The organism is Amycolatopsis sp. NPDC003865, assembly GCF_053605345.1.
Map to the genome: position 1 here is coordinate 495,019 of NZ_JBSGJA010000004.1, position 25,057 is coordinate 520,075.

General features: G+C 71.0%; 20 protein-coding genes. 5 read left to right on the plus strand and 15 right to left on the minus strand.

All coding sequences use genetic code 11. The features are described 5' to 3' along the window. Positions 1-36 precede the first annotated feature (36 nt). The 3 genes from ACWEVP_RS13935 to ACWEVP_RS13945 are packed head-to-tail and all read right to left on the minus strand — an operon-like array spanning position 37 to position 2,938. Entirely contained in the window at positions 37-438 is a 402-nt protein-coding gene (locus tag ACWEVP_RS13935; RefSeq protein ID WP_452062902.1) for a hypothetical protein, read from the minus strand. After that, positions 435-1,199, minus strand: a complete 765-nt coding sequence (locus ACWEVP_RS13940; RefSeq protein ID WP_452062903.1) for a 2-keto-4-pentenoate hydratase — start codon at positions 1,197-1,199, stop codon at positions 435-437. The genes ACWEVP_RS13935 and ACWEVP_RS13940 overlap by 4 nt, the downstream gene beginning before the upstream one ends. Positions 1,200-1,231: 32 nt before the next feature. Continuing rightward, complete coding sequence (locus ACWEVP_RS13945) at positions 1,232-2,938, minus strand: acyl-CoA dehydrogenase (RefSeq protein WP_452062904.1); 1,707 nt, start codon at positions 2,936-2,938, stop codon at positions 1,232-1,234. 234 nt (positions 2,939-3,172) lie between these two features. On the opposite strand from ACWEVP_RS13945, the gene ACWEVP_RS13950 reads away from it, so the two are divergent. After that, entirely contained in the window at positions 3,173-4,774 is a 1,602-nt protein-coding gene (locus tag ACWEVP_RS13950) for a DEAD/DEAH box helicase (RefSeq protein WP_452062905.1), read from the plus strand. A gap of 63 nt (positions 4,775-4,837) precedes the next feature. On the opposite strand, the gene ACWEVP_RS13955 is transcribed toward ACWEVP_RS13950, so the two are convergent. The 4 genes from ACWEVP_RS13955 to ACWEVP_RS13970 all read right to left on the minus strand — a co-directional run bounded on the left by ACWEVP_RS13955 (position 4,838) and on the right by ACWEVP_RS13970 (position 8,624). Further along, positions 4,838-5,779: an acyl-ACP desaturase gene (locus tag ACWEVP_RS13955; protein ID WP_452062906.1), complete on the minus strand. Its 942-nt coding sequence runs from the start codon at positions 5,777-5,779 to the stop codon at positions 4,838-4,840. Positions 5,780-5,880: 101 nt separating this feature from the next. Beyond that, positions 5,881-6,765, minus strand: coding sequence for an ABC transporter permease (locus tag ACWEVP_RS13960; RefSeq protein ID WP_452062907.1), 885 nt, complete (start codon positions 6,763-6,765; stop codon positions 5,881-5,883). After that, the gene (locus ACWEVP_RS13965; protein WP_452062908.1) at positions 6,752-7,543 is read right to left on the minus strand and encodes an ABC transporter ATP-binding protein; all 792 of its coding nucleotides are present in this window, start codon (positions 7,541-7,543) and stop codon (positions 6,752-6,754) included. The genes ACWEVP_RS13960 and ACWEVP_RS13965 overlap by 14 nt, the downstream gene beginning before the upstream one ends. Before the next feature lie 19 nt (positions 7,544-7,562). Next, positions 7,563-8,624, minus strand: a complete 1,062-nt coding sequence (locus ACWEVP_RS13970; protein ID WP_452062909.1) for an ABC transporter substrate-binding protein — start codon at positions 8,622-8,624, stop codon at positions 7,563-7,565. Between the two features lie 281 nt (positions 8,625-8,905). On the opposite strand from ACWEVP_RS13970, the gene ACWEVP_RS13975 reads away from it, so the two are divergent. Further along, positions 8,906-9,295 carry a hypothetical protein gene (locus ACWEVP_RS13975; protein WP_452062910.1) on the plus strand — a complete coding sequence of 130 codons (390 nt, stop codon included), beginning with the start codon at positions 8,906-8,908 and terminating at the stop codon, positions 9,293-9,295. 486 nt (positions 9,296-9,781) lie between these two features. Here the strand turns inward: ACWEVP_RS13975 and ACWEVP_RS13980 are convergent, their stop codons facing one another. Genes ACWEVP_RS13980 through ACWEVP_RS13990 form a run of 3 tightly spaced genes read right to left on the minus strand, consistent with a single transcriptional unit; the run spans position 9,782 to position 12,842 of the window. Beyond that, entirely contained in the window at positions 9,782-10,768 is a 987-nt protein-coding gene (locus tag ACWEVP_RS13980) for an S-adenosylmethionine:tRNA ribosyltransferase-isomerase (RefSeq protein ID WP_452062911.1), read from the minus strand. Next, positions 10,765-11,436, minus strand: coding sequence for an SDR family NAD(P)-dependent oxidoreductase (locus ACWEVP_RS13985; protein WP_452062912.1), 672 nt, complete (start codon positions 11,434-11,436; stop codon positions 10,765-10,767). Before ACWEVP_RS13985 ends, ACWEVP_RS13980 begins: the two co-directional genes overlap by 4 nt. Positions 11,437-11,480: 44 nt before the next feature. Further along, positions 11,481-12,842 (minus strand): purine-cytosine permease family protein, encoded by a 1,362-nt coding sequence (locus ACWEVP_RS13990; RefSeq protein WP_452062913.1) that lies wholly within the window; start codon positions 12,840-12,842, stop codon positions 11,481-11,483. A gap of 172 nt (positions 12,843-13,014) precedes the next feature. On the opposite strand from ACWEVP_RS13990, the gene ACWEVP_RS13995 reads away from it, so the two are divergent. After that, on the plus strand, positions 13,015-14,541 hold the full coding sequence (locus ACWEVP_RS13995) for a sensor histidine kinase (RefSeq protein WP_452062950.1): 1,527 nt from the start codon (positions 13,015-13,017) through the stop codon (positions 14,539-14,541). 49 nt (positions 14,542-14,590) lie between these two features. Here ACWEVP_RS13995 and ACWEVP_RS14000 read toward each other — a convergent pair whose 3' ends face one another. Together ACWEVP_RS14000 and ACWEVP_RS14005 are read right to left on the minus strand one after the other, a co-directional pair. Beyond that, positions 14,591-16,522 (minus strand): S53 family peptidase, encoded by a 1,932-nt coding sequence (locus ACWEVP_RS14000; RefSeq protein WP_452062914.1) that lies wholly within the window; start codon positions 16,520-16,522, stop codon positions 14,591-14,593. Between the two features lie 304 nt (positions 16,523-16,826). After that, positions 16,827-17,957: an ROK family protein gene (locus ACWEVP_RS14005; protein ID WP_452062915.1), complete on the minus strand. Its 1,131-nt coding sequence runs from the start codon at positions 17,955-17,957 to the stop codon at positions 16,827-16,829. A 59-nt stretch (positions 17,958-18,016) separates the two neighbouring features. Here ACWEVP_RS14005 and ACWEVP_RS14010 point away from each other — a divergent pair, with 59 nt between their 5' ends. Further along, positions 18,017-19,249 carry an MGH1-like glycoside hydrolase domain-containing protein gene (locus ACWEVP_RS14010; protein ID WP_452062916.1) on the plus strand — a complete coding sequence of 411 codons (1,233 nt, stop codon included), beginning with the start codon at positions 18,017-18,019 and terminating at the stop codon, positions 19,247-19,249. Here the strand turns inward: ACWEVP_RS14010 and ACWEVP_RS14015 are convergent. Then, the gene (locus ACWEVP_RS14015) at positions 19,228-21,000 is read right to left on the minus strand and encodes a discoidin domain-containing protein (RefSeq protein WP_452062917.1); all 1,773 of its coding nucleotides are present in this window, start codon (positions 20,998-21,000) and stop codon (positions 19,228-19,230) included. The genes ACWEVP_RS14010 and ACWEVP_RS14015 overlap by 22 nt on opposite strands. A gap of 392 nt (positions 21,001-21,392) precedes the next feature. On the opposite strand from ACWEVP_RS14015, the gene ACWEVP_RS14020 reads away from it, so the two are divergent. Then, positions 21,393-22,580 (plus strand): glycoside hydrolase family 88/105 protein, encoded by a 1,188-nt coding sequence (locus ACWEVP_RS14020; RefSeq protein WP_452062918.1) that lies wholly within the window; start codon positions 21,393-21,395, stop codon positions 22,578-22,580. Between the two features lie 55 nt (positions 22,581-22,635). On the opposite strand, the gene ACWEVP_RS14025 is transcribed toward ACWEVP_RS14020, so the two are convergent. Both ACWEVP_RS14025 and ACWEVP_RS14030 read right to left on the minus strand, forming a co-directional pair. Continuing rightward, positions 22,636-24,117 (minus strand): glycoside hydrolase family 28 protein, encoded by a 1,482-nt coding sequence (locus ACWEVP_RS14025; RefSeq protein WP_452062919.1) that lies wholly within the window; start codon positions 24,115-24,117, stop codon positions 22,636-22,638. A gap of 300 nt (positions 24,118-24,417) precedes the next feature. Next, on the minus strand, positions 24,418-25,044 hold the full coding sequence (locus tag ACWEVP_RS14030) for a TetR family transcriptional regulator (RefSeq protein WP_452062920.1): 627 nt from the start codon (positions 25,042-25,044) through the stop codon (positions 24,418-24,420). Positions 25,045-25,057 lie beyond the last annotated feature (13 nt).

Below are 25,057 nucleotides of genomic sequence, written 5' to 3' on the forward strand. Positions count from 1 at the left end.
GGTCATCCTCGGGGTGACCCGCCGTCGCCAGGCGGCTCACCGCAGTGCGAGCAGGCCCATCGCGAACAGCGCCACCGGGACCACCGCCGCGGCCGCGCTGATCAGCCAGTGGCCGCCGCGCCGGCCCGCCGGTGGCACCAGCCCGCGTACCAAGGCCGCCTCCACCACCGCGGCCAGCAGGAACCCGAAGCCCACGCTGAAGATCGCCGCCGCGCCGACCACGAACAAGCCCGCCGTCGAGGCCGCGCCCAGTGGGGCCGCCACTTCCCAGCGCACCAGTCCCGCTGCTGCCGCCAGTGCCGCCAGCAGCAGGACGAACGCCACCAGGAAACCGATCCGCGCCGTCGTCTGGTGCTGGGCTCGGGCGAACACCCACAATCCCGCGTCGAGCGCCACGACGAGCACGGCGAGCAGCACGAACCCGGCGCGGAACGTCATCCCGCGAACCGCGCCTCGACGCTGCCCAGCGCCCCGAAGTCGGCGACGACGTGGCCACCGGCGTGGATCGGGCACGGCGGGGTCGCCGTCCCGGTCGTCACGACGTCGCCCGGGCGCAGCGACCGGCCGTGGCGGCTCAGCTCCATCGCCAGCCAGTGCAGCGCCAGCCGCGGGTCGCCGAGCACCAGGCTGCCGCTGCCGCGCGAGAACTCCTCGCCGTCGGCGTGCAGGACGACTCCCTGCCGCGGCAGGTCGAGGTCGCGCCAGCCCGGCACCGGCCGTCCTTCGACGAACCGGCCCGCGCAGGCGACGTCGGCCAGCAGCTGCGGGCCACCCGCGTGCTGGTGGTCGGTGTAGCGGCTGTCCGGCAGTTCGAGCGCCAGGAACATCGTGTCGACGGCGTCGAGCACCGCGGTCAGCGACGGCGACGACCCCGGATCGGCCTTGAGCCGGAACGCGAACTCGGGTTCGGCGACGCCCATGGTCATGGTGTCGGCGGGCACCGGCTCGCCCTCGGCGTGGCGGAACCGCTCGAACATCACGCCGGGCAGCGGGCCGGGGACGTCGAGGTACTGCCGCGCGTACGCGGTGGTCGCGGCGATCTTCCAGCCCGACACCGGTCCGGCCAGCTCGGCGAGCGCGGCCTGGGCCGCCATGCCTTCGGCCGCGTCGCGCGGGCGGGCGTCCCCGGGCAGCCCGTCGAGGCGCTTCCCGGTCTGCCACGCGTCCCAGATCAGCTCCGCCGCCCGCTCTCGGTTCACCTTCGTGATCTTGCCAAGCGGGCGGCTCCGCGTCACGGGTTCATCGAGTAAACCCCGGACAGCGCGCGGACCCGCGCCCAGACGTTCTCGAAGCGCCCGGCGTCCACCACCGGCTTGCGCAGCGCGGCCAGCGCGATCGCCTGCTGGGCGTCGGTCGAGCTCGCCTTGCCGTTCAGGTCCACCGCCGCCGCGCTGAAGTCCTGGACCAGCACGGCGAAGATCTGGTCGACGACCTCTTCGTCCAGGCCGGTGATCCGCGCCTGCTCCAGGACCAGCTGCCCGTACACGATGAGCGTGAACAGCTCGGTCAGCGCCAGCCCGAAGTCGAGGTCGGCCTGCTGGGCCTCGTCCGGCGCCGCCTCGGTGAGCAGCTTGACCAGGTACCCCGCCTGCTCGGTGAACAGCGCGACGTTCGGGATGTCCGCGGACTCGGCGTAGGCGGTCTTCCAGTCGTGGAACCGGATCTTCGACAGGCCGCGCGCGGGGCCCTGGCGGAACAGGAACTCGTCGTCCGCGGCGTCGGTGCGGGTGCCGACCGGCGCGTACTCCTGCGGCGCGAACAGGTACGCGGGCATGAACTTCGCGATCAGCGCGAGGTTCACCGCCACCGTGCCCTCGAGCTTCGGGAGGCCGTCGATGTCGTTCTTCGACATGGCGAGGTAGGTGTCGGCTTCGAAGCCCTTGGCCGCGACGACGTCGGCGACCAGGCCGATCACCTTCTGCGCCTCGGTCGTCACCTTCATCTTGGTGATCGGGTTGAACAGCAGGTAGCGCCGGTCGTCCGGGTTCGCGCTGCGGAAGTAGTCGACGGCGCGGTCGGAGAACAGCTTCATCGCCGTCAGCCGCGCGTAGGCCTCGACGAACTCGCGGCGCACGTGCGGGAAGTCGGTGACCGGCTTGCCGTACAGGACGCGGTTGTGGGCGTGCGTGACGGCCTCGTACAGCGAGTGCGTCGCCATGCCGATGCCGCCGAAGCAGAGGTTGAACTTGCCGATGTTGACGGTGTTCAGCGCGGCGCTGAAGGCGTCGGCGCCGACGTGCAGGATGTCCTCGGCGCGCACCGGGTAGTCCTCGAGCCGGAACTCCGCGACGTACATCTGCGACGGCACCACGTTCTTGACCACGTGGTAGTTCGGGTGCTCGGAGTCGGCGTAGAAGAAGACGTACTGGTCGGGGCCTTCGACACCGTCGATCCGGCCGAAGACCGACACCGTGCGCGCGCAGTTGCCGTTGCCGATGTAGTACTTCGAGCCCGTCGCGCGGTAGCCGTCGCCGTCCTTGGTGAGCACCATGTCGGAGGAGTAGATGTCGGCGCCGTGGTCCTTTTCGGACAGTCCGAACGCGCCGACGCCGCCGGCGTCGAGGGCGTCCGCCGCGCGCTTGCGGGCAGCGGAGTTGCCGCTCTGCCACACCGGGCCGAGGCCGAGGATCGTGACCTGCCAGGGGTACCAGTAGTTCAGGCCGTAGAAGCCGAGGATTTCCGACAGCGCGGCGACGCGGCTGGTGTCCCAGCGCTTGTCGGGATTGCCGTCCGCGTTCGCCGAGGGCGTCAGGAACGTCGAGAACAGGCCTTCCTTGCCCGCGAACTCGAGGAAGTCCGCGTAGAAGGTGCGGTTGTGGTAGTCCTCGGTCAGCTTCGCCTTGCCGCGCTGCTCGAACCAGTCGATGGTGGCGCGCAGCAGGCGCCGCGTCTCGGCGTCGAAGTGCGCCGGGTCGTATTCGCGCGGGTTCAGCAGCATGGTCGTCCTCCTCGATTACCGACCGGTAACTTAGCAAGCCCCCCAGGTGCGGGCAATCTCACTAGGGGTACGTCACTCCCGTTCGGTACACTGATCTTGCGGGCCGCTCAGTTCTGCCTCGGCCCGCTGCTGTTGTCGACTACCACGCGCCGCGGCCGAACAACCGGTCTGCGCCGGGCAGGACAACCCTTCTCAGGTTACGGAGACCAGGGCACTCGCGTGCCCGCACGACTTATGAGCACTTTCGCTGAACTGGGCCTGCCGACCCCGCTCGTGGCCGCACTGGCCACGCAGGGCGTCACCGAGCCCTTCCCCATCCAGGCGGCGACCCTGCCGCACACCCTCGCCGGGCGTGACGTGCTCGGCCGCGGCCGGACCGGCTCCGGCAAGACGTACGGCTTCGTGCTGCCCGTGCTGGCCCGCCTCGCCGCGGGCCCGACGCGGCGCAAGCCGGGCCGCCCCCGCGCGCTGATCCTGGCGCCGACCCGCGAGCTCGCGACACAGATCGAGGCGTCGATCCTGCCGCTGGCCAAGCCGCTGGGCCTGAAGGCCACGACGATCTTCGGCGGTGTCTCGGCGAACCCGCAGATCACGCGGCTGCGCGACGGCGTCGACATCGTCGTCGCCTGCCCCGGCCGGCTCGCCGACCACATGCGCTCCGGGCACGTGAAGCTCGACGCCGTCGAGATCACCGTCCTGGACGAGGCCGACCACATGGCCGACCTGGGCTTCCTGCCCGAGGTGCGGCGGATCATGGACGCGACGCCGTCGCGCGGGCAGCGGCTGCTGTTCTCGGCGACGCTGGACAACGGCGTGGACGTGCTGGTCAAGCGGTTCATGGACGACCCGGTGCTGCACAGCGTCGACTCGGCGCAGTCGCCGGTGGCGACGATGGAGCACCACGTCCTGCACCTCGAGGAGACCCACCGGCTGCCGGTGCTGGTCGACCTGACCGCGGCGCCGGGCCGAACGCTCGTGTTCACGCGGACGAAGAGCCGCGCGAAGGCGCTGACGCGCAAGCTCAACGCTTCGGGCGTCCCGGCGGTGGAGCTGCACGGCAACCTGGGCCAGAACGCGCGGACGCGCAACCTCGAGGCGTTCTCTTCGGGCACGGCCCGCACCCTCGTGGCGACGGACATCGCGGCGCGGGGTATCCACGTCGACGACGTCCGCCTGGTCATCCACGCGGACCCGCCGGTGGAGCACAAGGCGTACCTGCACCGCTCGGGCCGCACGGCGCGCGCGGGGGCGTCGGGCACGGTCGTGACGCTGATGACGGACGCGCAGGTCCGCGACGTGCGCGACCTGACGCGCAAGGCCGGCATCAAGCCGACGACCACCCAGCTCGGCCCGGGTCACCCGCTGCTGGCGGAGCTGGCACCGGGCGAGCGGACGTTCTCCAAGGCGCCCGCGGTGGACAACCGGCCGAAGAAGGTGACGGCTTCGGGCGCGGCCCCGGCTGCGGGCCGCGGCCGTCGTGGTGCGGCGCCGAAGGAGAACCGGGGAGGTCAGCGGGCTCGCGAGGCCGCTCAGTCGCGACGCGAGGAGCAGCCGCGCACCGGCCGTTCCGGTGGTGCTTCGGGTGGCTCGGCCGGCGCTGGTGGCTCGCGCCGCTCGGGAGCCGCGGCTTCGGGTGGCGGCCGCCGCTCGGGTGCTCCGGCTTCGGGCGGATCCCGCCGCTCCGACGCCCCGGCTTCGGGCGGATCCCGGCGGTCGGGCGGCGCCACCGCCGGCGGCGGCCGCCGGTCGGGCACCCCGGCGACGGGCAACCGCTCGGGCGGCGCGGCGGCGTTCTCCTCGGGCACCCGCGCTGGATCGCGCCGCACCGGCCGCTGATCCTCCGGCTCGACGCAAGGCCGCTCCGGAATCGCTCCGGGGCGGCCTTCTCCCTCCCCCCTGTCAGACCGCCGGGATTCCCCGCGCGGCGGCCCGGGCGGCCGCGGCGTCACGCCGCTCCTCGAACCGCACCGCCTGCGAATTCAACGTCTCCAAGAACTTCGCCAGCTCCTCGCGGGCCGTCTCGCCGACCTCGCCGAAGCCCGTCCGGTCGAACACCTTCCAGTACCGCAGCAGCGGCTGGACGACGTCGTCGTGGTGGATGCGCAGGTCGTAGATGCCCGCCTTGGCGATCAGTGCCGCCTTGCGGGCGAAGCTCGGGATCACCGCGCCCGGCATCGCGAAGTCCAGCACCTCGTCGGTGATCGCGCGCATCGTCGCGTCCGGGGCGATCTCGAACGCCGCCTTCACCAGGTTGCGGTAGAAGACCATGTGCAGGTTCTCGTCCGTGGACACCCGGGTCAGCAGCTTCTCCGCCAGCGGGTCCTGGGTGTAGCGGCCGGTGTTGCGGTGCGACAGCCGCGTCGCCAGCTCCTGGAACGACACGTACGCGCACACCCGCAGCAGCGGCTTGTCCTCGGTCTCGTAGCCCGCCTGCATGGTCGCCATCCGCATCCGCTCGAGCTCCACCGGGTCGACCGCCCGCGTCACGAGCAGGTAGTCGCGGATGCAGATGCCGTGCCTGCCCTCCTCGGCCGTCCAGCGGTGCACCCACGTGCCCCACGCGCCGTCGCGGCCGAAGGCGCGCTCGATCTCGCGGTGGTAGCTCGGCAGGTTGTCCTCGGTCAGCAGGTTGACCTCGAGCGCCGTCCGCGCGATCGGCGTCACCCGCGACTGCTCCGGGTCCCACGCCTCACCGCCCAGGTCGGCGAAGTTGCGGCCTTCGCTCCACGGCACGTATTCGTGCGGCATCCACTCCTGGGCGGCGGCGAGGTGGCGGTTGAGGTTCTCCTCGACCGTCCCCTCGAGCTCGTACATCAGCGCGGTGCTCTCGGAGACGGTCATGCGCACGTCCTTCCCGGGTCGGGGCTACGCGACCGTAAGTTACGGTGCCGTAGGTACCGTCAACGAACACCGGCCGGGCATCGTTCCGTGAGCGGCGCCACTCAGAGGGACGAGGTCAGCCCGCGAGCCCGCAGCACCGCACGCTCCAGCGGGCGGAACACCAGCAGCTCGATCCCGATCCCGACCAGCAGGATCAGGAAAATCGCCGCGATCACCGTCTCGATGCTGTTCAGCGACGACCCCTGGTTCAGGTACGCGCCGAGCCCCACGCCCAGCTGCGGTGACAACGCGATCAGCTCGGCCGCCATCAGCGAGCGCCACGAGAACGCCCAGCCCTGCTTCAACCCCGCCAGGAACCCCGGCAGCGCCGCCGGCAGCAGGATGTGGCGCGCCGAGGACAGCCGGTTCGCGCCCATCACCTGGCCCACCCTCGGCAGGATCGGCGGGATCTGGTCGATGCCCGACACCAGGCCGTTCGCGATCGACGGCACCGAGCCCAGCAGCACCACGAAGTAGATCGCCGCGTCGTTGATCCCGAACCACAGGATCGCCGCCGGGACCCACGCCACCGACGGCAGGCTCTGCAATCCTGTCAGCAGCGGCCCGAGCGCCGCCCGGACCACGCGGACCTTCGCCACCAGCAGGCCGAGCGGCGTGCCGATCACCACCCCGGCGACGAAGCCGAGCGCCGCGCGGTGCACCGACGTCCAGACGAACCCGAACACCTGTCCGTCGACGACGATGCCCCAGAACTCGTTCCACACCGCGATCGGCGCGGGCAGCTGCGCCTCCGACCAGAACGCCGCCGCCCAGAGGATCTGCCAGACGACGATCAGCAGGACCAGCGCCAGCACCGGGGGCAGGAACCCCCAGGCGAAGCGTTTCCAGAACCCCGGACGGCGGTCCCCGACCGGGGCGTCGAGCGAGTCCAGCCCCGCTCCGACCGCGTCGATGTCCTCGACGCCCGCCCGGTCAAGCTGCGGCATGGGTACTGATCACCTCTCGCAGGTGCCCGGTGATTTCTTCGGTCAGCTCCTCGGCGTCGGCCAGCGGCACGTCGGTCCACTCGCGCACGACCCTGCCCGGCCGCGACGACAGGAGCACGACGCGCTGCCCGAGCCGCACGGCTTCGCGCACGTCGTGGGTCACGAACAGCACGGACGTGCCGGTGCTGCGGTAGACGCGCAGCAGCTCGCCCTGCAGGACGTCGCGGGTGATGGCGTCGAGCGCGGCGAACGGCTCGTCCATCAGCAGCAGCGCCTGCTCCGGGTCGCCGCCGACGCGCAGGGTCGCGGCCAGCGCGCGAGCCAGTGCGACGCGCTGGCGCATCCCGCCGGACAGCTCGTGCGGCCGCTTGCCGCCCGCGCCGTTCAGCCGTACGAGCTCCAGCAGCTCGGCGGCCTTTTCGCGGCGCTCGGCGCGCCCGAAGCCGGCCAGCCGCAGCGGCAGTTCCACGTTGCGGGCCGCGGTCAGCCACGGCATCAGCGCGGCCTCCTGGAACATGACCGCGGGCCGCGAGGTGTTCAGCGTGATCTCCCCCGCCGACGGCGCGTCGAGCCCCGCCACCAGGTTCAGCAGCGTGCTCTTGCCGCAGCCGGACGCGCCGAGGAGGCAGACGAACTCGCCGGGCGCGACCGCGAGGTCGACGCCGTCGAGAGCGACGACCGCCCGGCCGGCCGGGCCGAAGGTCTTGCGGACGCCGTCGAGCCGGACCGCGGTCGCGCCGGTGAAGCTGCTCCGGCCGGTCGGGAGGGTCGTGGTCATCGCTGGCTGCCTCTCGGAGTCACTTGGCGAGTTCGGGCGCGTTCACGGCGGGCTGGTTCTTCTCCTTGAGCACCTCGTTCAGCGGGCCGAAGTCGGCGAAGCCCTTCAGCGCGACGGCCGACTTGACCACGCCCGCCGTCACCGAGTCCTGCGCGAGCTGCGGGAACTCGGCCGGGATCGGGTCGGTGCTCAGCTCGATGTTCGAGAACGCGCGGTCGATGACGCCCTGGCTCAGGCTACTGCCGGCGAACTCCTTGAGCGCGCCGTTGACGACGGTCTTCGCGTCCGCCGGGTTGGCCTTGGCCCAGTCGATCGCGGTCAGCTGGCCCTTGAGGACCGCCTTGACGGTGTCCGGGTGCTGCTGCAGGAACTCGCTGCGCACGATGACGACGGTGGTCGGGAAGCGGCCGCCGGGCCACAGGTCCTTCTCGTCGACGAGGACCTTCGCGCCGGCGTCGAGGACCAGCCGCGACGACCACGGCTCCGGCAGCCAGCCGCCGTCGAGCTCGCCCTTCTTGAAGGCGTCGAGCGTCTTCGAGTTGTCGAGGTTGGTGATCTTGACCTGGCCGGTCAGCTGCTTGCCGGCCAGGAACTTCTTGAGCGCGACGTCCTGCGTGTTGGCCAGCTGCGGCGTGGCGATGGTCTTGCCCTTGAGCCCGTCGACGCCGGCGATGTCCGGCTTGACGACGAGCTGCGCGCCGCCCGAGACGGCGCCGGAGATCAGCTGGATGGTGCCCTTGGACTTGGTGAAGGCGTTGATCGCCGGGCCGGAGCCGATGAAGGCGATGTCGAGCGAGCCGCCGAGCAGCGCGTTGACCTCTTCGGGGCCGGCGTTGAAGGTCTGGGTGGTGAGCTTGGTGGAGCCGAGCTCGTTCTTGAAGAAGTCCTTCTTGACGCCGATCAGCGCGGGCGCGTGGGTGACGTTCGGGAAGAAGCCGAGCCGCACCTCGCCGGCGGCCCCCTGGTTCGCGGCGGGGGCGGCGGTGGTGTCCGCGGCGCGGGAACAACCCGCGAGCACGCCCACGACGGTCAGGGCGGCCAGCGCCGAGGCCAGGAAGCGGGTTCTGCGGTGGGTGCGCACGTCGGCGTCGCCTTTCGGGGTTCGGTGTCGGGGCGAGGTTCGCACGGTCACCCACTGGGGCGCATAGCCATCCGCATCCCGGGAAATCTTGTGAGATTCCTTGACATCGGTGGCTGGGGAGCCGTATGGGCCGCCGTCCTCGTCCTTTGGTGCCGGACGAGCATGCGGTAAACGCGCGGTTCGTGGTGATGTTCCCGGCATCTGGACGTTTCTTCCCGGCGCGGGCAACCTGCCGCGTCACCCGGACGTGGTACGAGTGACCGACCGAAACGGGAGGAAACATGACGAGCCGACGGGGCCAGGGAGCCACCGGCGTCCGCGTGGCGCTGGTCGTGCTGTTCATCGGGATGGGCCAGGCGACGTTCGAGTGGTTCAAGTCACTCGGCATGGACGCGGTGACGAGCCTGGTGGTGTGGGCGATCCCGGTGCTGACGGGAGCGGTGGTGACGCTGGTGCTGTGGGTGGCGTCGGACCGCGCTTTCGCGCTGGCGAACTGGCTGCCGGTGGCGGTGAGCATCCCGGTGTACCTGGGTGGGACGTTCGGGCTGGCCACGGGCTCGGCGAGCTTGCCGGCTTCGGTGGTGACCGGAGTCGGGCTCGGGATCGCGGTGGTGGCGATCACGGGTTTGCTGCGCGCGCGACGGCGGTCCGGGGACGCTGTGCGGCGCTAGACCGGGTGGGCTTCGGCGAGGTTGTCCACAGGGTGGGGAGGGTGTGGACAACCTCGCCGGGGTTGGGGGTTTTTCCGGCTTTTCGTCGGGGGGTCTCGATACGCTGGGCTTGGGATGGTCCCCCTGGGAGGGCGGGACCTGACTTGGGGGGGGGACCGGCCTGGGGGACCTGCACGGCGAGAGCCACCCAGCCAGACCCGCCCAGCGAGAGCCACCCCGCGAGATCCGCCCAGCCAGAGCCGCCCAGCCAGACCCAACCAGCGAGACCTCCCCGGCGAGACTCACCCCGCGAGACCCGCCCAGCGAGAGCCGCCCAGCGGGAGCCGCCCAGCGGGAGCCGCCCCGCAAGAGCCACCCAGCGGGAGTTTGACCGCGGCGGGAGCAGGCGCTCGACTTGCCACCGGCAGCAGCCAAACCCGCACCCGATCAACCACCTCGAGCTCACCGCAGCGGAACCGGCACCCGAGCCACCGGCCCCGCCCCCGATCAGCGGCGCAGCAACAACGACACGTCACCGAACTCGTGCCACAGGTACCGGCGCTCCACCGCCGCGTCGTACGCGCGCTGGACCAGCTCCCTGCCCGCCACCGCCTCCAGCAACAGCAAGTGCGATGCGTCCGGGGCGTGCAGCCCCGTCACGATGCCGTCCACCACCCGGGCCGGGCGGTCCGGGCCCAGCACCAGGTCCGTCCACCCGGACGCCGCCCCGTCCGCCGCCGACTCCACTGCTCGCGCCGCCGTTGTTCCCACCGCGATCACCCGGCCTCCCCGGGACCGGACCCACGACACCAGCGCCGCCGTTGCCGGCGGTACCCGGTACCTCTCCGCCTGCGGTGGCTCGCCCGCCTCCGGGGACGACACCCCCGTGTGCAGCACCAGCGGCGCGAACAGCACCCCGTCCGTGACCAGCCGCGTCACCAGTGACTCGGTGAACGGCCGCGCCGCCGAGGGCATCTCCGCGCTGCCCGGCTCGCGGGCGAACACCGTCTGGTAGTCCCGCAGCGGCCACGCCCGCGGCACGTACCCGTAGCGGATCGGGCGGCCCGCCGCCGCGAGGAGATCCGGTACCTCGACCGTCACCTTCGCCCGCCACAACCGCGGGGAGTCCGAAGACAGCAACGTCAGCGACGCGCCGCCCGGCAGCGACACCCGCTCCCCCGCCCGGCCGTCCAGCAGCGGGCCGTGCGGAGCGCGCAGTTCGACGATCCACGAGCCGTCGTCGAGGGCGGTCGAAAAGTGGACCGCGACCGGCTGTCCGTCGCGGACCGCGTCCACCGCCGCCGGCAGCGTCGCCGACGTGTTCACCACCAGCAGGTCACCGGCGGACAGGAACGAGCCCAGCGACGAGAACACCGAATGGTGGACTCCCGCGGGCGACGCCACCAGCAGGCGGACCCCGTCGCGCGCGACGCCGCGGGCCTCCGGCGGGGCCGACGCCGACAGCTCCGCAGGCAGGTCGAACCGGATGTTCATGCCGGCACCAGGAGGTCGGCCGCCCGGTAGCGGCCGCTCGGGGGGCGTTCGTCCAGCAGCCGCAGGAACGCCGGGACCGCCGACGACGGCAGCGGCCGGTCCGAGATGTCTTCGCCCGGGAACGCCCGCTGGTGCATCGCCGTGCGCAGGTCGCCCGGGTCGACCGCGTACACCGCCAGCTCCGGGTTCTCCACGCCCAGCACCGCCGTCACCTGGTCGAGCGCCGCCTTCGCCGAGCCGTAGCCGCCCCAGCCCTCGTACGCTTCGACGGCCGCGTCCGAGCTGATGTCGATGATCGTGCCCCGCGCCGAGGTCAACGCGGGCAGCAGCAGCTGCGTCAACGCCAGCGGCGCGAAAACGTTGACGCGGTAGACGTTTTCCAGCTCCGCCAGGGGATAGCCCGAAAGCGGCGGCAGCGGGCTGACGCCCAGCGAACTGGCGTTGTTGACAAGCAGGTCCAAAGACGGGCAGGCGTCGGCGAGCGACGCGCGGTGATGGGGGTCGGCGACGTCGCCGGGGACGGCCGTGAAGCCGATTTCCGCGGCGGCGGCCGCAAGCGCGGCCGCGTCCCGGCCGTCGCCGACGACCGTCCACTTGCGACTCACCAGCGCGGCGGCGAGGGCGCGGCCCAGGCCCGCGGATGCTCCGGTGACGAGTGCGGTTGGCATGGTTCCTCCTTCGAGGGGTACCACACCATCGTTGAACCTCTACCTTACTGGAGGTCAACGCGGCGCCGCAGCAGGAAGTACGCTGCCAGCGAAACGACGAGCCCGACGTAGTACGCGAGGTCCGCGCCGTGCAGCGCCGCCGCGACCGGTCCGGTGTAGAGGGACGTGTTCATGAACGGCACGGCCGCGCCGAAGCCCACCACGAACGCCACCAGCGCCGCCCAGGGCCGCACCGACGTCGACGCCAGCACGTCCACGCGCCGTCCACCGCGGGTGCGCGCGAGCCAGTCCGGGACCACGACGCCGAGGAACGGCGGGATCCAGTAGCTCACGAACAGCAGGACGTTCTCGAACTTCGCCGACAGGTCGCCGCTGTGCATCCAGAGGATCAGCGCGAACGCCAGCACCGTGACGACCACCGCCGACACCGGGCGCCGCAGCCGGACACCGACCGTCTGCAGGGCCAGCGAGCCGCTGTAGTCGTTCATCGCGTTCGACGACACCGCCGCGAGCGCGATCACCGCCAGTGCGACCGCGCCGAGGAACCCGCCGCCGAGCAGGTGCGCGACGCCCGCCGCCGTCTGGTCGCCCAGCGACGAACCCAGCGCGAGCCCGAGGCCCTCGCCGATCGCGTACGACACCACCAGGCCGAGCAGCGTCGCCCGGAACACCGACCGGGACGACGTCGAAACGGGCAGGTACCGGCTGAAGTCCGACGCGTACGGCGCCCAGGAGATCGCCAGCGACAACGTGATCGTCGTGAACAGCACGATCCCGCCCGCGAGGTCGGCCCCCGAAGCCGTGTTCGCGGTGGCGATCGGGTGTCCGGAAAGGACCTTCACGGCCAGCGCGGCGAACGCGAGCACCAGCAGCACGCTCATCACCGCCTGCACGCGGTGGATCAGGGCGTAGCCGAACACGCCGAGCGCGCACTGCAGCACCAGCACGATCAGCACCGCGGCCCAGAACGGCAGCCCGGTCAGCTCGGCGAGCGCTTCGCCGCCGAACAGGCCGACCAGCGCGTCCCAGGCGATCGAGCCGAGCCACTGGACGAGCCCCGGGAGCACCACTCCGCCGCCGAAGGGCAGCCGGGCCAGGGGCAGCTGGCCGGTGCCGGTGCGCGGCCCCCACGTCGACAGGTACGCCACCGGCAGCGACCCCAGCACGGTGCCGGCGAGCATCGCGGCCAGGCCCGTCCAGAACCCGAGGCCGAGCGACGCGGCGAGCGTGCCGGTGAACACCGCCGTCATCGTCAGGTTCGGCGCGAACCACACGCTGAACAGCCGCCACGGGCGGCCGAACCGGTTGCCCTCCGGAACCGGCTTGATGCCGTGGGTTTCGATCGCCAGGTCACGGCCGCCGGCGGGCATCCGCCCGCCGAAGACCTCGGCACCCAGTCCGCTCATCCGCTGCCTCCTGTCCGCAGATCACCCTAAAGCGCGCCCGCGTGGTGTAACGCGACGGCCCGAACGGGCGAATCACGGTTAGCCGCTGCCGGACCGCTCCACACACCAGCCAGAATCGCCGGGGAGCGGACACCGGGAGGCTCGCGTGGTGCAGCACCCGCGGACGCTGGCGATGACCGGCCTGCTGGCCGCCGGTTTCGCGCTCGGCGTCACGGCGTTGGCACTGAAAGCGGGCGAGGGCAGCCACTCCGCGCTCGACACCGCGCTCAGCACCGCGACCGGGTTCCTGTTCCTGCTCGCCGGCGCCGTCGCGCACGTGCGGCGCCCGGCCAACCCGATCGGCGTGCTCATCGCGCTCGCCGGGGTCGCGGTGTTCCTCGAAGACCTGCAGTTCACGCGGAGCCCGGTGCTGTACACGATCGCCGTGCCGCTGCGCGCCGCGTCCAGCCCGGTGATCGCCCACCTCGTGCTCGCGTTCCCGCACGGCAGGCTCCGGTCGCGGTGGGAACGGCTGCTCGTCGCCGCGGCCTACCTGGTGGTGTTCGCGCTGGGCGTGCTCGGGCTCCTGGTCAGCGACGACCCGCGCGACCTGCTGGCCGTCTCGGCCGATCCGGCGAGCGGCGTGTTCGCCGACCGCGTGCTGGAGCTCGCGGCCACGGTGATCAGCGCCGGGGTGATCGTCGTGCTGCTGTACCGGTGGCTGACCGGGCAGCTGCCGCAGCGGCGGCTGTTGTCGCCGGTGATCGCGATCGCGTTGTTCGGCGCGCTCGCGTCCGGCGCCGGCACCGCGCTCGGCGACGGGCACCCGCTGTCGGCGCCGCTGCTGCAGGTCTACCGGGTGCTGTTCTGCCTGTGGCCGCTGGCGTTCCTGGCCGGTGTGCTGCGCGCCCGCGTCGGCAACGCCGAGATGATCCGGCTGCTGCTGGAGCGCGACGGCACCGGCCTGGCGGCGCTGGTGCAGGACGACGAGGTGTGGAAGGACAGCCGCTCGATCGACGCGCTCAACGCGGCCGCGGGCCTGGTGCTCGACAACCAGCGGCTCACCGCGGAGCTGGAGCAGCGGCTGGCCGAGGTGCGGGCGTCGCGGGCCCGGCTCGTCGCGGCCGGCGACGAAGAACGCCGCCGCCTGGAGCGCGACCTGCACGACGGCGCCCAGCAGCGGCTGGTCAGCGTCGTGCTGCTGCTGCGGATGGCGGGCCGCCGGTACGGCGCGGCGCTGCCCACCGAGGTCCGGGCGCTGCTGTCCGGCACGGTCGACGAGCTGCAGACGGCGATCACCGAGCTGCGCGAGCTGGCGCGCGGCATCCGGCCGGCGATCCTGACGGAGGCGGGGCTGGTCGCGGCGGTCCGGTCGCTGGCCGACCGCATCCCGATGGAGGTGGCCCTGACGGTCGGCACGGTGCCCCGGCTGGACTCGGCGGTCGAGGCGACGGCCTACTTCGTGACGTCGGAGGCGTTGACGAACGCGCTGAAGCACGCGCAGACCGACCACGTGAACGTGCGGATCGCGGTCGAGGGCGACGAGCTGCGGGTGGCGGTCACCGACACCGGCGCCGGCGGTGCGGACATCGAGGGCGGCACCGGCCTGGCCGGCCTGCGGGACCGCGTCCAGGCGCTGGGCGGTGAACTCGCCGTGGTCAGCGGCGACGGCGGCACCGCGGTGAGCGCGGTCATCCCCCTGGTCGCCGAAACGCCGTGAAGGCCCCCTCACCGGGCGGAGCCGGCGAAGGGGCCTTCACGGAGCGGGACTAGACGAGCAGCAGGAACAGCAGCCCGTTGGGCGTGCCGAGACCCGTCACGTCGTCGTAGCCGGGGGTGGTGTGGATCGTCAGACCCTGGTAGTCGAGCGTGCGCACCGAGGTGAGCAGCCCGCCCGAAGCGTCGACCGAGTTCGCGTAGTCGACGCGCTCCACGGCGGCGTCCACGTGCTTCACGTCGCTGATCGCCGCGGTGCGGGAGGTCAGCTTGTAGATCACGGGGTTGATGAAGCCGTGGTGGAAGTGGTCGAAGCTGTCGGCCACCGCCATGATGCCGGCGAACACCGGCGACGCGAGGCTCGTGCCGCCGATCCGGTACTGGTCGTAGTAGGCGCCGTCCGGGAAGGTCTGCGTCTGGCCGACCAGGAAGCCGGTGTTCGGGTCACCGATCGCGGAGATGTCCGGGACGACCCGGCCCTTCTTGTGACCGGTCTGGTTCTTCGTCGACAGCGCGTCCGGCACGACGCCCTTCTGGTAGAAGGGCTGCTCGAACAGGCGGCTGGTGCCGCCGCCGGAACCGCTGGTGTAGTTGGCCGGACCGTAGACACCGTTGGTCAGCAGCGACTTGCTGGTCTCCCAGCCGGTCTCGAAGATCCGCTTGCCGTCCTTGCCGATCGCGATGGACGTGCCGCCGACCGCGGTGATCCACGGCGCGGAGGCGGAGAAGTCCGGCGACGGCGTGCCGAGGCGCGCGACCTCGTCACCGTTGTCTCCCGAGGAGAAGTAGACGCCGATGCCCTCGAGCACCGCCTGCAGCGAGATCTGGTTGAAGACCTTGACCTCGTCGGCCGGGATGTCTTCGCCGGTGTCGCCGTAGGAGTTCGACACGATGTCGGCCTTGTGGCCGGCGATCACGTAGTTCAGCGCCACGTCGAGGGCGTTGTCCTCGCAGGACTCGCCGCCGACGTAGAGGATGTCGGCGCCCGGCGCGAGACCGTGGGCGGCCTCGACGTCGAGGGTCTCCTCGCCGTACCAGCCCGCCGCGTCGCACTGGTCCGGCGGCTCGAGGACCGGGTTCGCCGGGAAGACGTGCTGCTTGAACTGGCTCTGCTTCAGCGGGTGCGCCGGGTCGTTCTTCTTGGCGTACGTGCTCGCGTCGGCGTAGATCGTCGGCGAGGCGAACGCGTCCACGATCGCGATCGTGGTGCCCTTGCCGTCCGCGCCGACCTTGTCGACGCCGTAGGCCGACCGCAGCTGCGCCGGGGTGTACCCGCAGGGGGCGTAGGGCAGGTGCTGGCCGTTGTAGGCGGGATCGGTGGTGTCGATCTTCTCGCCGTAATAGGCGCTGCACGGCCGCGCGTTGCGGAACCCGGGGCCGGGCGGGACGTCGGCCGGCGTCGCGGAGCCGGTCGCGTGGTCGGGCTTGAACAGGTTGGTGGCCTGGTCGACGCCGACGACGCCGAGGACGTCGTTCGCCAGGTTCGCCGGCACCGACAGGTTCTTGTCGGCGGCGCGGAGGGTCTGGCCCTTGACCTTGTACTTGGCCAGCTTGACGTCGAACGCCTTCTGCGTCTGGTCGGCGGTGCCGGTGGCCTCGACGTACGCGCGGTTCGACGGCACGTCGCCGATGCTGAAGCCGTTGCCGGTCAGCCACGCCTTGACGGCGTTGACCGTCGCGTCGCTGGCGGCGAACCGGTCACGCACCTGGTCGGGGCTGAGGTACTGGCGGTAGGTCTTGCTGTCCGGGTCGGACACGGCCTGCGCCAGCGCTTCGGCTCCGGCGTTGTCGCGCTGGTTCAGGTAGACCCGGAAACTCAGCTTCGACGCGGGCGCCGTGTCGGCGACCTTCGCCTGCGCGCTCGCCCACAACGGGTGCGACTGCGGAATGTCCTGACGCCCCTGCGCGGACGCCGTGGCCGGCAGGGCGCCGGTCAGGCCACCCACCACCGCGAGCGAAAGGAGCAGGGTGGAGCTTCTTCGCACAGAAATCTCCCTCTTCGAAAGCGGCCCCCAGGAAATGGGCCTGGAACACCGGACGAGACTAGATCGGTGTTCCGCTCGCGGGGAAGTACTTGCGGAACCGTTATCTGGTCGCGAATTCACCCGTCTCGACGCGTGGTACGGAAATCCGATTTGTCGGCCGGAAAACGCGAGGAATGCGGTTGTATGCGAGGTAAGTCCGATTCGTATTCCGTATCGCGGACCACGTGCGTTCACCCCGTGCCACCTACCAAAGTAGGTTGCTCCGTCCACACCGGACAGTCCGGGGGTGGCGGTAGTTCGGCCGTCAGAGGCGCTTGTCCACAGCCGCCGGGGAGAACTGCGCGTCCACGACCATCGCCACGGCGCCACCGATCGCCTCGCCGCGCCCGCCGATTTCGACGCGCAGGTTCCGCGTCGAGCGCGGCAGCGCCCGCCGGTAGAGCACCTCCCGGACGCCGGCGACGAAGTGCGGCTCGGCCAGGTCCCCGGCCACCACGAGGACGCCGGGGTTGACGACGCAGACCAGCGTCGCGAGCACTTCGCCCACCTGCCGCCCGGCCTCCTCGGCGAGGCGGACCGCGGCCGGTTCGCCGGCCAGGACGCGTTCGCGGACACCCGATCCCGACGTCGTCGGCAGGCCCAGTTCGGTCAGCCGCGCGGCGAGCGCGCCGCCGCCGGCGACCGCCGCGAGACAGCCGGCCGAGCCGCACAGGCAGCGCGCCCCGGGGTGGTCCGGCAGGCGGACGTGCCCGATGTCGCCCGCGCCGCCGTCGATGCCCCGGTAGACCTCGCCGCCGATGACCAGGCCCGCGCCGATCCCGGTGGAGACCTTGACGACCACGAGCGCCGCGGAGTCCGGGTAGCGGGCGCGGTGCTCGCCGAGCGCCATCAGGTTGGCGTCGTTGTCGACGAGCACGGGGGTCTCGAAGCGCGGCCCGAGGTGCGCGTCGATGGGGTAGCCGTCCCAGCCGGGCATGATCGGCGGCTGGGTGACGTACGCGCGGCCGGGTTCGACCGGGCCGGGCACGGAGACGCCGATGCCGCACACCGGACGGCCCACCTCGGCCAGCATCGACTCGAACCACTCCGCGATCCGGTCGAGCACCGGCTCCGGGCCGTCGGCCACCCGCAGCTCTCCCTCGCGGTGGGCCAGCCGCCGTCCCGCCAGGTCGGTGACCGCCGCCTCCGCGTGCATCGTGTCGATGCTCGCCGCCAGGACGACCGCGTGCCCGTCGTCGAAGCGCAGCTGCCTCGCCGGGCGGCCGCCGGTCGAGTCTTCGTGGCCGCCCTCGGCCAGCAGGCCCGCCCCGAGCAGCTGGTCCAGCCGGGCGGTGAGCGTCGTGCGCGACAGTCCCGTGCTGGTCAGGAGCGCTTTCCGGGTCGTCGCCCGCTCGCTCCGCACCAGCTGCAGCAGCTCCCCCGCACTCGTCGGCATCCCACCCCTTCCGGACTTTTGTCCATTGACAATACACAAGTCGGAGATAGATTGGACATATGGATGTAACACGAGCCTCGGCGATCCTGGACGGCAACTGGCTCGGCTCGTCGACCGTGCCGTCACGCTCGCTCTACCCGCACCAGTGGAGCTGGGACTCGGCGTTCATCGCGATCGGCCTGCGCCACTCCGCGCCCGAGCGGGCCCGGCGCGAGCTGCTGACGCTCTTCTCCGCGCAGTGGCGCGACGGCCGCGTCCCGCACATCCTCTTCAACCCCGACACGCCGCCCGAGGCGTACTTCCCCGGCCCGTCGTTCTGGCGGGCCGGGCGCACGTCGGGGCTCATCCAGCCGCCGGTGCACGCGCGCGCGGTGCTGGCGGTGCACGAGGCCGACCCCGACCCCACGTTCCTCGCCACGCTCTACCCGAAGCTGCGGGCCTGGCACGAATACCTGCGAACGCACCGGGACGCCGGCGGGCGCGGGCTGGTGGCGATCGTGCACCCGTGGGAGTCCGGGATGGACAACAGCCCGGCCTGGGACGGCCCGCTCGCCCGCGTCACGCCGTCGACCGGGTTCGTCCGCCGCGACCTGGAGCACGGCGCCGCCGCCGACCGCCCGAGCGACGAGGACTACGGCCGGTACGTCCGGCTCGCGACGGACTACCGGGACCACGGCTACGAAGGGTTCGGCGAGTTCGTCGTCGAAGACCCGGGCTTCAACGCGCTGCTGGCCGACGCCGAGCTGGCGCTGGCCGAGATCGCCGACGCACTGGGCCTGCCCGCGGCCGCCGCCGCGCACCGCGAGTCCGCCGCGCGCGTCGCGAAGGCGATGCAGGAAACGCTGTGGGACGACGACTTCTTCTTCGCCCGTGACGTCCGGACGGGCGCCCGGCTGCCGGAGTACACGTGCGCGGGCCTGCTGCCCCTGCTGCTGCCCGACCTGGCCGTCGCCCCCGCGCTGCTGGCGACGGCCACCGGGCCGCGGTTCCGGCTCGGGCACGTGCACGGCGTCCCGAGCCACGACCTGACCTCACCGGCGTTCGACCCGGGCCGCTACTGGCGCGGCCCGTCGTGGGCGAACGTCGGCTGGCTGGTCCGGCTCGGGCTGCTGCACCACGGTGAGCACGCGCTGGCTTCACGACTGCGGGACGACCTCGTCGAAACCGCGCTGCGGACGGACTTCGCCGAGTACGTGGACCCGCTGACCGGCGCCGGGCACGGTGCCCGGTCGTTCGGCTGGACCGCCGCGCTGACCCTGGACCTGCAGGCTCAGCCCGCCGCGGTGGCGTAGTCCGAGCCCACCCAGGTCTCGTCGATCCGCAGGCGCTTGTACCGCGTGCTGTCGCTCGACGCCGCGTACGTGCTCGTCACCTGCAGGCGGACGTAGCGCGCCGTCACCGCGGACAGGTCGACGAACTGGACTCCGCGGTGGCTCGGGAGCGTCCCGGACTTCACCGCGCTGCCCCAGTTCTTGCCGTCGGCCGAGACGTACACCTTGTACGCCTTGATCCGCGCCGACTGCTCGCTGTCGGACCGGGCGTAGCTGACCGAGTCCTCGCGCTGGTTCAGGCCGAGGTACTGGACCTTCTTCGCCGACCCGAGGTCGTAGTCCAGGTTCACCGGCAGGGTCTTGCCGTTGTCGAAGTACGTCAGGTAGCTGCCGTCGCTCGCCGCCTGTCCACTGTGGCCACTGCTGGCCGCGCTCGCCTTGAGCGTCACGGTTTTCGGGTCGTACGTGCCCGTGCGGCCGGCCGTCTCGACCTTGAAGACCGTGTCGTAGGTGTCCCACCCGGACAGTCCCGTCAGCGTCAGGCTGCCGCCGCCCTGGCCGAAGGAGATCGCCGCGCCGGTGCGCAGGTTCGTCACCTTCGAGACGCGGTAGCCGTTGTCGCGGATCTTCAGCGTGCTGCCCGACGGCTTGGTCAGGACGTGCACGTACTGCGTCGCGCCCTTGATGGTGATGACGCCGTGCGCACCGTCGTTCCAGAAGCCGGGCTGCATGCCGCCGTACATGTACCCGGCGCCTTCGGTGCCGCCGAGCGACTCCCAGATCGCGTCGAGGTACCCGGACGCGAAGTTGTTGAACGCCTCCTGGTTCGACGGGAACTTCCCGTTCACCATCGCCGTCTCGGCCATCAGGGACTTGATCGACGACCCCGAGTTGGTCACCAGACGTCCGATGTTCAGTGCCTTGTTCACCGACGAGTTGGAGCCGCCGTACCACCACGAGCCGGAGTCCGGCAGCTTGAAGCACGCCTCGGTCAGGCGCGGCATCGCCGTGTAGGTCGCCTGCGGGTAGTCGTAGGCCGGTGTCATGCCGGTCTTCTGCTCGTTGCTGATCGTGTCCATGATCGGGGTGTCTTCGTTGTTGTTGCTCAGCAGGTAGTCCGGCCGCTGCTGGTAGATCTGCTCGTACAGGTCGTGCGACTCCCAGTAGGCGTTGTCGTTGTCGATCCAGAACCCGCCGAGGTCCGGGTAGTTCTTCATGACCTCGAAGAAGTTGTCGTAGCTGAACTGGCCGAAGCCGTCCTGGCTGTCGAGGTTCACGGTCTTGCCCTTGTACTTCGAGTAGCCGGCCGAGTCGAGCCACTCGTGACCGCCCTCGTCGTGCCACTGGGCATCGTTGGTCATGTAGAGGATGACCTTGAGCCCCTGCGGTTTCGCCGCCGCGATCAGCTCGCCGAGGAAGTCCCGCTTGGTGGTGCAGCTGCCGGGGATCTTCGACGGCCACGCCCGCGAATAGCCGAGCCGGCTGTGGAACGACGCCAGCACGAGGTACGACGCGTGCAGCTTCTTGGCTTCGGTGACCCAGTAGGCGGGACTCCACCCGCCGTCGGTGATCGCCTTTTCCCAGGCGCTGCAACTGGTGTAGCCGGGTGACGTGCGCATGCCCCAGTGCAGGAACAGGCCCGCCTGGCTGTCGCGCAGCCACTGCTGGGACGGCTTCTGCAGATCGGCCGACGCGGGCGCGGCGGCGAGCCCGGCCACCACCAGCAGCGAAGCGCACGCGGCGAAGACCCGGCGCAGGAACTTGGCTGACATGAACGACCTCCAGTGGTCTGGTCCACCCGGTGGTGTACTCCTGGTTCGAAGGTGCGGTCAATACTGAGATCCGACCTTTTCCCGGCGTCCCAGCGGCCGGTACATCGTGACTACGGCCGTTCGGGTTAAATATCTGATATATGACATGAGAGATCCGATCTCTCTTGACTCGCCCTCCCCGAGGCGAGTAGATGTTTCCCCAGAGAGCGCTTTCGCTCTCCCCCACCGCTCCGGCGACCAGGGCAGCACGCCGCGCCCCCACCCAGAGCCGGTCGGGATGCCGACGGACGGCGGATCGGCATCCCGGCCACCTGCTCCGCGGGGGCACCTTCACCGAAGGTGCCCCCGCGGAACTGCCCGCTCACCGGGGCCCGTGCACGAAAGGACAACGAATGTCCGAGCACCCCCTTCGCCCGACCCGGCGCGCGGTCCTGGCCGGCACCCTGGGCGCGCTGGGCGCCCTCGCCGCGGCGGGTCCCGTCGCGCGCGCGGCGGACCGGCTTCCCCCGATCGGCGGTGCGGGCGCGCCGCCGGACTGGTCCCGCGCCGTCATCGACTCGACGATGAAGCGCTACTCACCGGACAAGATCGGCGGCTGGGGCTACACCCTCGGGTTGTACCTCTACGGCCAGTACCTCTTCTACAAGCGCACCGGCGAGAAGAAGTACCTCGACTACATCGTCGCGTGGTACGACCGCTTCATCACCGACAGCGGGATCTCGAACAGCTTCACCAACCTGGACTCGATGCGCTCGTGCCAGCTGCTGCCGCTGCTGTTCGCCGAAACCGGCCGCAAGAAGTACAAGACGGCGGCCGACCAGCTGCGCAAGCGCTTCCCGGCCTACCCGCGCACGTCCGACGGCGGGATGTTCCACGCCACCAGCAAGGTCGGCCAGCTGTGGGGCGACGGTGTCTACATGGCCCAGCCGTTCCTCGCGCTGTACGGCGCGGCGTTCAACGACGGGGGTTACTGCTTCGAGGAGTCGGCGAAGAACCTCGTCGTCTACTTCAGCCACCTGCGCGAACCGGCGAAGGGCCTGCTGTACCACGCCTACGACGAGGACGGCTCCGAGTCGTGGGCGTCCGGTACCGGCCACCACTCGAAGTACCACTGGGCCCGCGCGATCGGCTGGTTCGGGATGGCGGCGATCGACATCCTCGAGGTGCTGCCGGCGAACCACCCGCGGCGGCCCGCGCTGATCGAGATCGTCCAGTTCCTGGCGGCGGGCTACCAGCGCTACCAGGACGCCGCGACCGGCCGGTGGTACCAGGTCGTCGACCGCGGCGGGGACTCGAAGAACTGGCTGGAGACGTCGGCGTCGTCGATGTACACGTTCACGATGGCCCGCGGCGTGCAGCGCGGCTACCTGCCGTCGAGCTACCAGGCGGTGGCGGACCGCGGGTACGCCGGCGTGCTGAAGAAAGTGTCCGTCGGCTCGGACGGGCTGACGACCATCACCGACATCTGCGAGGGCACGAACGTCGGCGATCTGTCCTACTACTACGCCCGGGCCCGCAAGACGAACGACTTCCACGGCCTGGGCGCGTTCCTGATCATGAACGAGCAGTACTCGCACTGACCACGCAGGCGCGCCGCAGGAGGGGCCCCGGCTTCCGAGCCGGGGCCCCTTCGTTTCAGCAGTTCGAGCTGGACCCCGAGGTGTTCACCCGCAGGGCCGAACCCGACGTCGTCGCCGAGTCCTTGACGCAGTAGCCGGTCACCGTCTGGAAGCCGACGTCGAACGGGCTCTTGCTCCCCTTCTCCGCCGTGAAGTGGTCGAACGTCACGTCGGAGCTGTTGTTCACGATGCTCGCCGGGCGGCCGTCGTCCTTGGCGAACCCGACCGAGCTGTCCGCGAACCTGATGCCCGACGCGTAGTGCACGTACCAGCCGTACGACGGCCGAGTCCCGATGCTCTTCGGGTTGTAGTCCGTCGCCGTGTTGCTCGGCACCCCCGTGCCCATCGTTCCGTTGCCGCCCGGGACGTTCAGGTGCACTCCGGTGAACGTCACGCCGGAGACGCGGTGGGAGCTGTCCGCGCCCCAGATCGTCGGGCTGAAGTTCGTGCCCGTGTGCGTTCCGGTGACGTTGTCGAAGGTGATGCCGCTGATCGAGCCGACGCCCGGCTTGTTCCCGCACCGCTTGCGGGTGCCGATCTTCATCATGATCGGCGAGTACGTGCCGGACATCGTGATGTTGCGGTAGTGCACGTCGGAAATCTTCGCGCCGTCCATCGAAACGATGCCGAGGCCCGATTTGTGCGCGCCGGTGATCGTGATGTCGGAGAACTGGTACCCGGTGAAGTCACCGCACGTCTCGGACCCGAACATCAGCGCGTTGCAGCAAACGGCCGACAGCTTCGCGCCCGCCACCGTCACGTTTCCGTTCGGCAGTTTCGCGCCGAGCGCGTAGTCGCTCTTGAACACGAGTGCGTCGTCGTTCGCCGCGATGGTCGCGTCGGTGATCGTGACGTTCGTCGTGCTGATGATGTTCCAGCCGTCGCGGTCGCTCGCCGTGTCGATCGTCAGGTGGTCGGAGACGACGTTCGTGCAGCCGTTGATCAGCGCCGCGAAGTGCCCGCCGCGGCGCAGCTTGATCCCGGACAGCGTGAGCCCGTCACAACGGGTGAGCGACAGGATCTTGTCGGCCTCGCCGGACTTCGGGTTGCCGGTGATGAGGTTGCCGCCGCCGTCGATCGTGCCGGCACCGGTGAACCCGATGTTCGTCAGCTTGTCGCCGAAGAACATCGCGTTGTGGAAGTGGCTGTGGCCGTAGTCCTGGTAGTCGTCGTTCGGGTTGGACTCGGGCTTATCGTAACTGTCCGCGCTCGACCCGGAGATCGTCGCGCCCGCGTCGAGCTGGATCGTCACGTTGCTCTTCAAGTGGACGGTGTTGGCCGATTTGTAGGTGCCGGAGGTGAACCGGACCGTGCCGCCACCCGCGGCGTTCGCGGCCGTGATCGCCTTGTCGATGGCACCGGAATCGTTCGTCGACCCGTTTCCCTTGGCGCCGTAGTCCTTGACGTCGTAAACGCCGCCGGGCGCGGCGGTGGTGACGCCGGCACCGGCCACCACCAGTCCCGCCACCGCGCACGAGATCAGCAGGAATCTTTTCACGGGGAACCGCCTTGTCATGGATTCGAGAAATGCTCGGCATGACGGCGGAGCACTCAGCCTACGAGCGCCGCGAGCGGGGTGTCAAGATCACCGGGAAAGCGTTTCCGCGAGGCCCGCGGGGACCCGCGCCACCCCCAGCCGGACGCGGGTCCCCCCGGTGTTCGTGTGGACGAAAAGCGGTGGGGACGCCGGACGGGCGCCGGTGTCCTTCCGGGATTTCCGCAGTCTACCTTCACCGGGCCCGGCGAAAACGTGCATTCGTCATGGTCGGGACCATGAATCCGGCATGACCCGGGTGGCTCAGGCGAACCCTAGCCCGGACGTCAGCAGGTGGAACGCCCGTTCGGCCGCCGCGACGGCTTCCGGGTGCCGCCGGGCCGCCGGGACGCCGGCCGCGACCGCGTCCATGTTCGCCGTCGCGAGGGTCCGGCGGACCGCCGAGATCTGCGCCGCGGCCAGCGCGGAGTCGAGCGGGGCGACGCCGGCTTCGGCCAGCGCGGCGGCCAGCGCCACCTCCCCCGCCGACGTGAACCCCGCCAGCCGCGCCACCAGCGCTGGCGTGCCCGTGACCAGCCGGAACACCGCGAGCACCGCGGGTTCGTCGCAGAGTCCCGTGACCGGCGAACGCTCGTCGAGCCCCCGCAGGAACGCCTCCCGCAGGGCCGACAGCGCGCCCTGTCCCGGCCGGCGCGCGCGGACGACGTCCGCGGCGTCGGTCTCGTGGTCGGCGAACCGGTGCAGCACCAGGTCCTCCTTCGTCGGGAAATAGGCGAAGAGGGTCCGCTTGGACACCTCGGCCACCCGCGCCACCTCGGCGACCCCGACGGCGTCGAACCCGCGCTCGAGGAAGAGCCCGATCGCCGCCGCCGAGATCGCCGCCCGCGTGCGGAGCTTCTTGCGCTCCCGCAGGCCCAGTTCTTCGGTCACGTCACGCAGCGTA

What these genes read in the sequence shown, in the direction of transcription:
- ACWEVP_RS13935 (WP_452062902.1), bottom strand. Translation starts at nt 438, where the DNA reads ATGACGTTCCGCGCCGGGTTCGTGCTGCTCGCCGTGCTCGTCGTGGCG.
- ACWEVP_RS13945 (WP_452062904.1), bottom strand. Translation starts at nt 2,938, where the DNA reads ATGCTGCTGAACCCGCGCGAATACGACCCGGCGCACTTCGACGCCGAG.
- ACWEVP_RS13950 (WP_452062905.1), top strand. Translation starts at nt 3,173, where the DNA reads ATGAGCACTTTCGCTGAACTGGGCCTGCCGACCCCGCTCGTGGCCGCA.
- ACWEVP_RS13955 (WP_452062906.1), bottom strand. Translation starts at nt 5,779, where the DNA reads ATGACCGTCTCCGAGAGCACCGCGCTGATGTACGAGCTCGAGGGGACG.
- ACWEVP_RS13960 (WP_452062907.1), bottom strand. Translation starts at nt 6,765, where the DNA reads ATGCCGCAGCTTGACCGGGCGGGCGTCGAGGACATCGACGCGGTCGGA.
- ACWEVP_RS13965 (WP_452062908.1), bottom strand. Translation starts at nt 7,543, where the DNA reads ATGACCACGACCCTCCCGACCGGCCGGAGCAGCTTCACCGGCGCGACC.
- ACWEVP_RS13975 (WP_452062910.1), top strand. Translation starts at nt 8,906, where the DNA reads ATGACGAGCCGACGGGGCCAGGGAGCCACCGGCGTCCGCGTGGCGCTG.
- ACWEVP_RS13980 (WP_452062911.1), bottom strand. Translation starts at nt 10,768, where the DNA reads ATGAACATCCGGTTCGACCTGCCTGCGGAGCTGTCGGCGTCGGCCCCG.
- ACWEVP_RS13985 (WP_452062912.1), bottom strand. Translation starts at nt 11,436, where the DNA reads ATGCCAACCGCACTCGTCACCGGAGCATCCGCGGGCCTGGGCCGCGCC.
- ACWEVP_RS13990 (WP_452062913.1), bottom strand. Translation starts at nt 12,842, where the DNA reads ATGAGCGGACTGGGTGCCGAGGTCTTCGGCGGGCGGATGCCCGCCGGC.
- ACWEVP_RS13995 (WP_452062950.1), top strand. Translation starts at nt 13,015, where the DNA reads ATGACCGGCCTGCTGGCCGCCGGTTTCGCGCTCGGCGTCACGGCGTTG.
- ACWEVP_RS14005 (WP_452062915.1), bottom strand. Translation starts at nt 17,957, where the DNA reads ATGCCGACGAGTGCGGGGGAGCTGCTGCAGCTGGTGCGGAGCGAGCGG.
- ACWEVP_RS14010 (WP_452062916.1), top strand. Translation starts at nt 18,017, where the DNA reads ATGGATGTAACACGAGCCTCGGCGATCCTGGACGGCAACTGGCTCGGC.
- ACWEVP_RS14015 (WP_452062917.1), bottom strand. Translation starts at nt 21,000, where the DNA reads ATGTCAGCCAAGTTCCTGCGCCGGGTCTTCGCCGCGTGCGCTTCGCTG.
- ACWEVP_RS14020 (WP_452062918.1), top strand. Translation starts at nt 21,393, where the DNA reads ATGTCCGAGCACCCCCTTCGCCCGACCCGGCGCGCGGTCCTGGCCGGC.